This window comes from Pirellulales bacterium, assembly GCA_035939775.1.
GTDB lineage: Bacteria > Planctomycetota > Planctomycetia > Pirellulales > DATAWG01 > DASZFO01.
In genome coordinates, this window is sequence record DASZFO010000031.1 from 1 (window position 1) to 7,755 (window position 7,755).

Below are 7,755 nucleotides of genomic sequence, written 5' to 3' on the forward strand. Positions count from 1 at the left end.
CGCAAAAGGAGTCGCATGATCTGCATAACGAGACTCACACCGAATACCGCTGGGGGCCAATACACCATGCCTAATCGTCAGACATTGCCATTATAGCACGTGCGATCCTCGTGCCCCGGCACTCGCGCCGCTGATTGGCACAGTTCGGCCAGTTGCCAATCGCCGCGAATCTGGCACAATGACGCAAACAAGTACGAAGTTCGAACTACAAACTGCGAAAGCCAGCGGCCAGAATTCTTTCGTGTTTTGTACTTCGTACTTTTCATTTCGTACTTCAGATAAGGAGCATTGCATGACGCGCCCCGTTACTTTGTTCACCGGTCAATGGGCCGATCTCACCATCGACGACCTGGCCCGCAAGGCGAGTGAGTTTGGCTATCAAGGTCTCGAGTTGGCCTGCTGGGGAGATCATTTCGAAGTCGATAAGGCTTTGGCCGACGACGGCTATTGCGCGGCGAAACGCGACCTCTTGGAGCGCTACGATCTGCAAGTGTTCGCGATCAGCAACCATTTGGTCGGCCAGGCGGTGCTCGATCCGATCGACGAGCGGCACAAGTCCATCTTGCCGAAATATGTGTGGGGCGATGGCGATCCGGCCGGCGTCAATCGCCGCGCCGCGGAGGAGATGAAAAACACAGCCCGCGCGGCCCAGAAACTCGGCGTGCCGGTCGTCAACGGATTCACCGGCTCGAGCATCTGGCATCTTAACTATTCGTTTCCGCCCGTGCCGCAGACGATGATCGACGCGGGCTTCGAGCTGCTCGCCGAGCGCTGGAACCCGATTCTGGACGTGTTCGGCCAATGCGGCGTGAAGTTCGCCTTGGAAGTTCACCCAACCGAGATCGCGTTCGACATTTACACGGCCCAGCGAGCGCTCGAAGCCCTCGACCGCCGCGAGGAGTTCGGATTCAACTTCGACCCGAGCCACCTGCTCTGGCAGGGAGTCGATCCGGTCGAATTCATCCGCGCGTTCCACGACCGCATCTACCACATGCATGTTAAAGACGCGATCGTCACCCTGAACGGCAAGAGCGGGATTCTGGCGAGCCATCTCAATTTTGGCGATCCGCGCCGCGGTTGGGATTTCCGCTCGCCGGGCCGCGGGGGAGTCGATTTCGAGGAGATCATTCGGGCGCTGAACCAGGCCGGCTACGACGGCCCGCTCTCCGTTGAATGGGAAGATTGCGGCATGGACCGCGAGCACGGCGCGAAGGAAGCCTGCGAATTCGTCCAGCGGCTCGATTTCACGCCGAGCAACGTGCAGTTCGACGCGGCCTTCGCCGAGAGTTGACGCCGTGTTTTCCGGTTCTGAAATCGCCGATTTGCTCGCTGAACTAAAGGTGACTCACGTCATCTGGCTGCCAGACTCGGGTCTGGGGGCGTGGGAAAATGCGCTGGAGGAGTCGAGCGCGTTTCAATTGATTCGAGTCTCGCGCGAGTCCGAGGCCTGGGCCATCGCGGCAGGGCTGGACATCGGCGGCGCGCGGCCGATGGTGATCATGCAAACGACCGGCCTTTTCGACTCGGGCGATTCATTCCGCAATGCGCTCTTCGACCTCGGCCGGCCGCTGTTCGCGATCGTCGGCCATCGCAGCTATTTGATTGAGAACTCCGCCGACACGGCGAAGCATTTCGCCGAGCCGATCCTGCGGGCGTGGGAAATTGATTACGTGTTGCTGGCCCGCCCTGACGAGCTGCCGCGAATGGGCGAGCACTATCGGGCCAGCCGAGCCGCCGGCAAGCCGGGCATTGCACTCGTGGCCGAAGGACGAATGTAGGCGGGATAGTTCGCGTGTTGCATCACTCCCTCTCCCTCTGGGAGAGGGCTGGGGTGAGGGGAACAACCAATGGACGAGACCACGCCGTATGCCTCGGACGAACCTTCTCGCATGCCCTTGGTTCCCGCGCTGGAAGTCATCCGCCAACTGCGGACCGATCAAATTGTCGTCACGACAATGGGCACCGCCCGCGAATGGCCGCGGATTTCCAACCATCCGCTCGATTTCCATTACATCCCCTCGGCGATGGGCCAATCGCCGTCGATCGCGCTTGGGCTCGCGCTAGCGCAACTCCAGCGCGAGGTGATCGTCTTCACCGGCGATGGATCGCTCTTGATGAATCTCGGCTGTTTGGTGACGCTCGCGGCCTCGCGCGCGAAGAACCTCACGCTCATAGCGCTCGATAACGGCGTCTACGAAGTGACGGGCGGCCAAAAGACGGCGGGGCACATCGCCCGAGTCGATTTCGCCGGGCTTGCCACCGCTGCCGGGATCGAAAGCGTCGCCACATTTGACGACTTGATCGACTGGCAAAACGGCGCTGCCGCAGTCCTCAAGCTCCCCGGACCGCGGTTCATTTCTCTAATCGTCGAACCAATCCGCGGCGACTACTTCCTCGACGTTCCTGGGCCAATCCGCCCGCGGATCGAGCGGCTGCGGACGGCGCTGGGCATTTGATGCGAAGCATCGGAACCCACCCATTTGATTCACATTGCAGTTGCCCCGTTGGGGCTGCGGCTCTAGCCCAACGTTGCCGAGCAATCGTCCGGCCAGAGTTCGCGATCACGCTGGGGCATAACGCGTAATGCCCGGTACGCGGTCGAAATCGGCATCATTGCTCGCAAGGTGGCTCAGGCCATGAGCCTCCATAATTGCGACCACCAAAGCGTCGTTACTAAGTAGCCCGTGCAGCTGACTCAAATCCCCGGCGCGATTTACGTCTGCCCCTGTGACCTGAAAAACTTCAAGTCCGGCGGCAGTAATCTCTGTCAAGGCGGTACGGAATCGAGCCCAGAGTCATCGCGACTCCAAATCGTCAAATACGGGATCCTCAGCAATTTTCCGGAGTACCTCGGGGTCGCCCGTTCACCGCAGCAAGCCGGCGGTTTGTCGCATTCGGCCGGCCTTCGAGCGAACTGTCACTATGACACGCTCGTGCTCGTTGAGCGGCAGCGACTGATCGAGTTTGAGAACGCCGTTTTCGTATATGGCTTCGATTTCCAGCGACATGATTCAACTCCATCCAATCGTGCTTTGACCGCAATCAGATTATACTTCGCCGATCATGCAACCGCGACAGTATCATTTCTGGAGTTCCGCCCGTACGAATCACAATCGCAGGTATCCGCCGTCTTATAACAGTTCATCTAACTCCTCCACCAGCTTTCCAAAATGCTCGAGCGCCGTGTCCACCGGCTCGGGCTGCTCCATGTCCACTCCTGCGTCGCGCAGGAGATCGAGCGGCCATTTCGAGCAACCTCCTTTGAGGAAGCTCAAGTAATCGTCCAGCTCGCGCGGACCGCCGCCGGTGACGCGCTCCGATAAGGCGATCGCCGCGGAAAGACCGGTCGCATATTTATAAACATAAAACGCCCGATAAAAATGTGGAATACGGAAGCATTCCAGCGCCAGGCAGTCGTCGATCGCGAAATCGGGCCCGAAATACAGCTTCAGCAAGTCGCCGTACACGCTCTTGAACCGCTCCACTGTCAGCGGTTCGCCCGATTCGACCAGTGCATGGGCGATCTTCTCGAACTCGGCGAACATCGTTTGCCGGATGATCGTGCCGCGGATGGCGTCGATGTCGCGATTGATGAGATAGGCCCGCTGTTTGTCGCTCTTGGCTCGGGCCATCATGTGGCGGCTCAAGAGCTGCTCGTTGAAGGTGCTGGCCACCTCGGCCACGAAGATCGTGTAATTGTAATACTGATACGGCTGGCTCTTGGCCGCGAGGAAGGTGTGCATCGAGTGCCCTGCCTCGTGGGCCAGAGTAAAGACATGGTCAAGCACGTCGGGCTGATAGTTCATCATGATATAGGGGGCGCCGTTGTAAGTGCCGCTCGAGAAGGCGCCGCTCTGTTTGCCCTGATTCGGATAGCGATCGCACCAGCCGTCGTTCAGCCCGCGCTCGAGCACTCCGCAATAATCGCTGCCGAGCGGCTCGAGGGCGTCAACGACCACTTTCACGGCTTGGTTCCAGGTGTGCCGCGTGTCGAGTTCGCTGAGGATCGGCACGTAAGTGTCATAGTGATGGATCTCCGGGAGCCGCATCTTCCGCCGCCGAAATTCGTAGTAGCGATACAGCGCCGGCAAATGCCGATGCACCGACTCGACCAAGTTGTCGTACACCGCGACCGGCACATTGTCGGCAAACAGCGCGCTCTCGCGGGCGCTGGGGAACTCGCGGGCTTTGGCGTAGTACACGTCGCGCTGCATCGAGCCGCTGAGCGTCGCGGCCAAGGTATTCTCGTGGCCCTGGTATTGCGAATAGAACTGGTGAAAGGCCGTCTTCCGGATGCTCCGCTGCGGAGAGTGCAAGAATACGGAAAACGAAGAGGTGCTCAGCTCGACCGCCACTCCTTTCTCGTTCTTGAGCGTGCCGAATTTCAAATCGGCGTCGTTCAACTGCCGGAAGACGTGGTTCGAGGTCTCGGCCATCTCCGACTGCATGGCCAGCAACTTTTCCTCGGATTTGCCGAGCGTATGCGGCTTGTACCGGAGCAGCCGCTCGAGCGTCAACCGGTGCGGCGCCAATTCCGGGGCGGCGAGGAATTTCTTCATCTTCGCCGCCGGAATCGCCATGATCTCCGGGCGAATGTAGCTCCCCGCCTGGGCGGCGATGCTCGCCGCATGCTGAAACCGGCCGAGCATCCGCTGATAGGCGCTGTTGGCCATGTCTTCGGCCGTCTTCAAATGAGCATAGGTGCCAAGCCGCTCCCCGGTTCGATCGAACTGGAGGTCGAATTCCAGGCATGCCGCGAGCATTTTTGCGCTCTCGTCGAGCCGGCCGGCGAACTCGCCGTAGCGCGGAATCTCGGCCTCCCATTTCTTGAAGGCGGTTTCCCAATGTGCGTCGGATTTGAACAGACTGGATAGGTCCCAGCAATCAGACGGCTTGACGGCACTGCGCGGCGGAAGTTTTTTAACTTTGCTCATCGTGATCGATGCTCGCTGGAGTTAAAGGAAAACAGTCCCATTTGGAATACACGATCATATCCGCCAAACGGCCGCAGCCAAGCTACGATTGCCACGGGGCGAAAGGCCCTTCGCGAGTTGGCCGCCTCGTAAACGCTTGCGTTTCCCCATCGGCAGAGCGAAAATACAACGGAGGAAACCTTCGCGGCGCCGCTGGCCGTCATGCTTTCACCCTGGCAACACGGGAATCTTCGATGCAACGGAAACTGCCCGAACTCCTGCTGGCTACCGCTATCCTCGCCGTCGCGCTTGCCGGCCGCGCCCGCGCTCAGGAGGAAGAATCGGTCAAAGTCTACAATCAGGTCCAGGCCTCCGTCGTCTCGCTTGAGAACGTCGAAGGGCATGGCACCGGTATCGTTCTGGATAAATCGGGCCTGATCCTGACGAATGCCCATGTCGTCGCTTCGCCCCTGCCGTTTCACTGCCGTGCCGACGTGCGCAAAGGAGGCAAGCACGAGACCCTCACCTACAATAAGGTCACAATTATCGGCTTTCATCCTCAATTCGATCTGGCGTTGGTCCGGATCGACCCCAATGAGGTGAAAGGAACGCTCGACCCAGCCAAGATCGACCGCCGCAAGGGAATCCCCGGCCAGCGCGTCTACGTGATCGGCAATCCCAGTGGCGCCGGAGTTCAGTTGAGCAAGACCATCACCAGCGGCATCCTGAGCGGCGTCGATCGCGTGCTCGACGGCGTCAGCTATTATCAGGTCGATGCGGCGATCAATCCGGGCAATTCCGGCGGCCCGCTTTGCGACAAGAACGGCGAGGTGCTCGGCGTCGTCACGCTCAAAGTGAACGACAAGGAAAACATCGGCTTCGCCATTCCGCTCTTTGATCTCAAGTTGGACAATTTCGTTCCGCTCGCCCAGCGGAGGGCCGATCCTCAAGCGGCCAAGAAATTTCTCGACGCCGCCAACGTGGTCCGCGAGCGGGCGTCGCAGTTGATGAAAGCCCGCGGCAACAAGGACCCCGAGGCTCGCTATAATTTGGCCCTCGCCGCAACCTATTTTCACCGGGCCCTTTTGGAAAATCCGACGGACGACGGCATCTACTATCAGGTCGGGCTGCTGCTCCGAGCGCTCGACGCCAACGAAATTGCCGCCGCGTACCTCAACCAGGCGATCGAGCTGAATCCCTGGGGCGCGGCCAAGGGCCTCTACTTCTACGAGCTGGGCTTGGCGCTCGTCAAGCAAGATAAGAAGACGGCGGCCCGCGCGGCCTGGACCGAGGAAGTCTGCAAGTATCCTAAAGAGGCCGCGCTGGCGTGGGAAGCTCTCGCCGTGTTCTTCGCCAACGATAAGCAGCCATATCAAGCGGCATATCACGCCGCGGTCGCGATGCACATCGGAGGAATAGGCATCCGGGCCGACTTGCTCAGGAAGCTCTACGACGACAACCGCAAGCTGCTAACTGCCGCCGACGCCCAGCGGCTTACTGATGCCGAAGCCAAGATCGACGAAGAATTGGCCCGCATCCAGGCCTTCGCCGATCAACGGCACGCGAAAGGAGACAAATTCCTAACTCGCGACTGCGCCGATCTAATCGCTCAAGGCGGTTCGCGCTCCGCGCCGGACAAGACCGCCGTCGCTCACTCGGCCGCGCAGCCCGCCGGAGTTCCAGACAAGGCCGAAGCGTCCGCCGACACCGGCAAGCCAGAAATGGACCTGGCCATTCCCGCCGGCTCGCACGATCTGCTGGCACGTGTGAGCGTGAAGCGCGACGCGATCAACGGCGTTTGGAAGTTCGACGGTAACTCGCTCATTTCGCCGCTGGCGGCCGACGCGATGATTGAGATTCCCGGCGATCTGCCCGAGCAATACGATTTGACGCTCGTGCTGGAACGAAAATCGAACCAGAAGGAATTCGCGATCGGCTTCGTCCGCGGCGGCAAGCAATCGGCCTTTCTGCTCGACGCGGGCGAGGGCGTGAGCGGCCTCGATCTTGACGCCCGCGGCGTCCACCAAGGCCGCCTGCTCACTAACGGCCAGCCGGCCACGGTGATCCTCAAGGTGCGCAGCGCCGGCCTGCAAGTCACCGTCGACGGCGCCGTGATCTTCGAGACTCGCACGACCGACCCGCTCCCTTCAGTCCCCAGTGAATGGAAGCCAACCGACGAAACCCACCTCTTCCTCGGCTCCCAACTTTCTCGCTACGCAATCCACAAAGTCATGCTGACGCCGAGGTAGGGGATCGGGACTCGGGATTAGAGGTTCGGGACTCGGGGACGTGCAAGCGTAGGTTGGGCCGTCGCTCACGATACGTCGTCAAAGGTAAAGTCAACTACTCCGCCGCTCGCAGAGCGGCATTACCGAACCCCGAGCCCCCAGTCCCGAGCCCCCTCCCCTTTACGCCTGACAGGATTCGAACCTGTGACCTGCGGTTTAGGAAACCGCTGCTCTATCCCCTGAGCTACAGGCGCAAAGCCGTTGTTTTTACGGCTTTTTATGCTGTTTTTAAGATTCCGCAACTTCTTGCTGATAGAGGCTTTACTACCGTTTGTACTACCGCTATACTCAATTGGGCAACGTATGCCGAACATAACGATGCCCGCCCGGATCAAGCGGGCGGGCATCAGGCACCACCTGTCGTTGTTAAGCGAGGTGACACCATGCAACAGCGTAGCAAACCCGGCGCGTCTAGCAAAGCTTCCGACGGACGCCCGACCAAACCGCACCCCGATTTTCCGCTTGGCCCGCACGCGGCTGGATACTGGTGCAAGAAAGTCAGGGGAAAGATCCGTTACTTCGGGCGAATCGCTGGCGACGAAGATGGTCAAGCC

Annotated in this window: 6 protein-coding genes and 1 tRNA gene; 4 read left to right on the top strand and 3 right to left on the bottom strand. The window is 60.0% G+C overall.

Annotated elements, in window-relative coordinates; translation table 11 throughout:
* Positions 1-292: 292 nt before the first annotated feature.
* From VGY55_01360 to VGY55_01370, 3 genes are all read left to right on the top strand, one after another.
* Positions 293-1,291 carry a sugar phosphate isomerase/epimerase gene (locus VGY55_01360; protein HEV2968603.1) on the top strand — a complete coding sequence of 333 codons (999 nt, stop codon included), beginning with the start codon at positions 293-295 and terminating at the stop codon, positions 1,289-1,291.
* Between the two features lie 4 nt (positions 1,292-1,295).
* A complete protein-coding gene (locus VGY55_01365; GenBank protein ID HEV2968604.1) occupies positions 1,296-1,778 on the top strand; it encodes a thiamine pyrophosphate-binding protein in 483 nt (160 codons plus the stop codon).
* A gap of 69 nt (positions 1,779-1,847) precedes the next feature.
* Positions 1,848-2,456, top strand: coding sequence for a thiamine pyrophosphate-dependent enzyme (locus VGY55_01370; GenBank protein ID HEV2968605.1), 609 nt, complete (start codon positions 1,848-1,850; stop codon positions 2,454-2,456).
* A 408-nt stretch (positions 2,457-2,864) separates the two neighbouring features.
* On the opposite strand, the gene VGY55_01375 is transcribed toward VGY55_01370, so the two are convergent.
* Positions 2,865-3,008 (bottom strand): antitoxin family protein, encoded by a 144-nt coding sequence (locus VGY55_01375; GenBank protein ID HEV2968606.1) that lies wholly within the window; start codon positions 3,006-3,008, stop codon positions 2,865-2,867.
* 123 nt (positions 3,009-3,131) lie between these two features.
* The gene (gene pepF, locus VGY55_01380; GenBank protein HEV2968607.1) at positions 3,132-4,934 is read right to left on the bottom strand and encodes an oligoendopeptidase F; all 1,803 of its coding nucleotides are present in this window, start codon (positions 4,932-4,934) and stop codon (positions 3,132-3,134) included.
* A gap of 233 nt (positions 4,935-5,167) precedes the next feature.
* Between pepF and VGY55_01385 the strand changes: the two genes are divergently transcribed.
* Positions 5,168-7,162, top strand: a complete 1,995-nt coding sequence (locus tag VGY55_01385) for a tetratricopeptide repeat-containing serine protease family protein (protein HEV2968608.1) — start codon at positions 5,168-5,170, stop codon at positions 7,160-7,162.
* Positions 7,163-7,322: 160 nt separating this feature from the next.
* Here VGY55_01385 and VGY55_01390 read toward each other — a convergent pair.
* Positions 7,323-7,395, bottom strand: a tRNA-Arg gene (locus VGY55_01390).
* Positions 7,396-7,755: the final 360 nt, after the last annotated feature.

Bases quoted from the DNA above. Each gene is read 5' to 3' on its own strand.
- VGY55_01375 (HEV2968606.1), bottom strand. From the start codon at position 3,008: ATGTCGCTGGAAATCGAAGCCATATACGAAAACGGCGTTCTCAAACTC.
- VGY55_01370 (HEV2968605.1), top strand. From the start codon at position 1,848: ATGGACGAGACCACGCCGTATGCCTCGGACGAACCTTCTCGCATGCCC.
- VGY55_01360 (HEV2968603.1), top strand. From the start codon at position 293: ATGACGCGCCCCGTTACTTTGTTCACCGGTCAATGGGCCGATCTCACC.
- VGY55_01385 (HEV2968608.1), top strand. From the start codon at position 5,168: ATGCAACGGAAACTGCCCGAACTCCTGCTGGCTACCGCTATCCTCGCC.
- pepF (HEV2968607.1), bottom strand. From the start codon at position 4,934: ATGAGCAAAGTTAAAAAACTTCCGCCGCGCAGTGCCGTCAAGCCGTCT.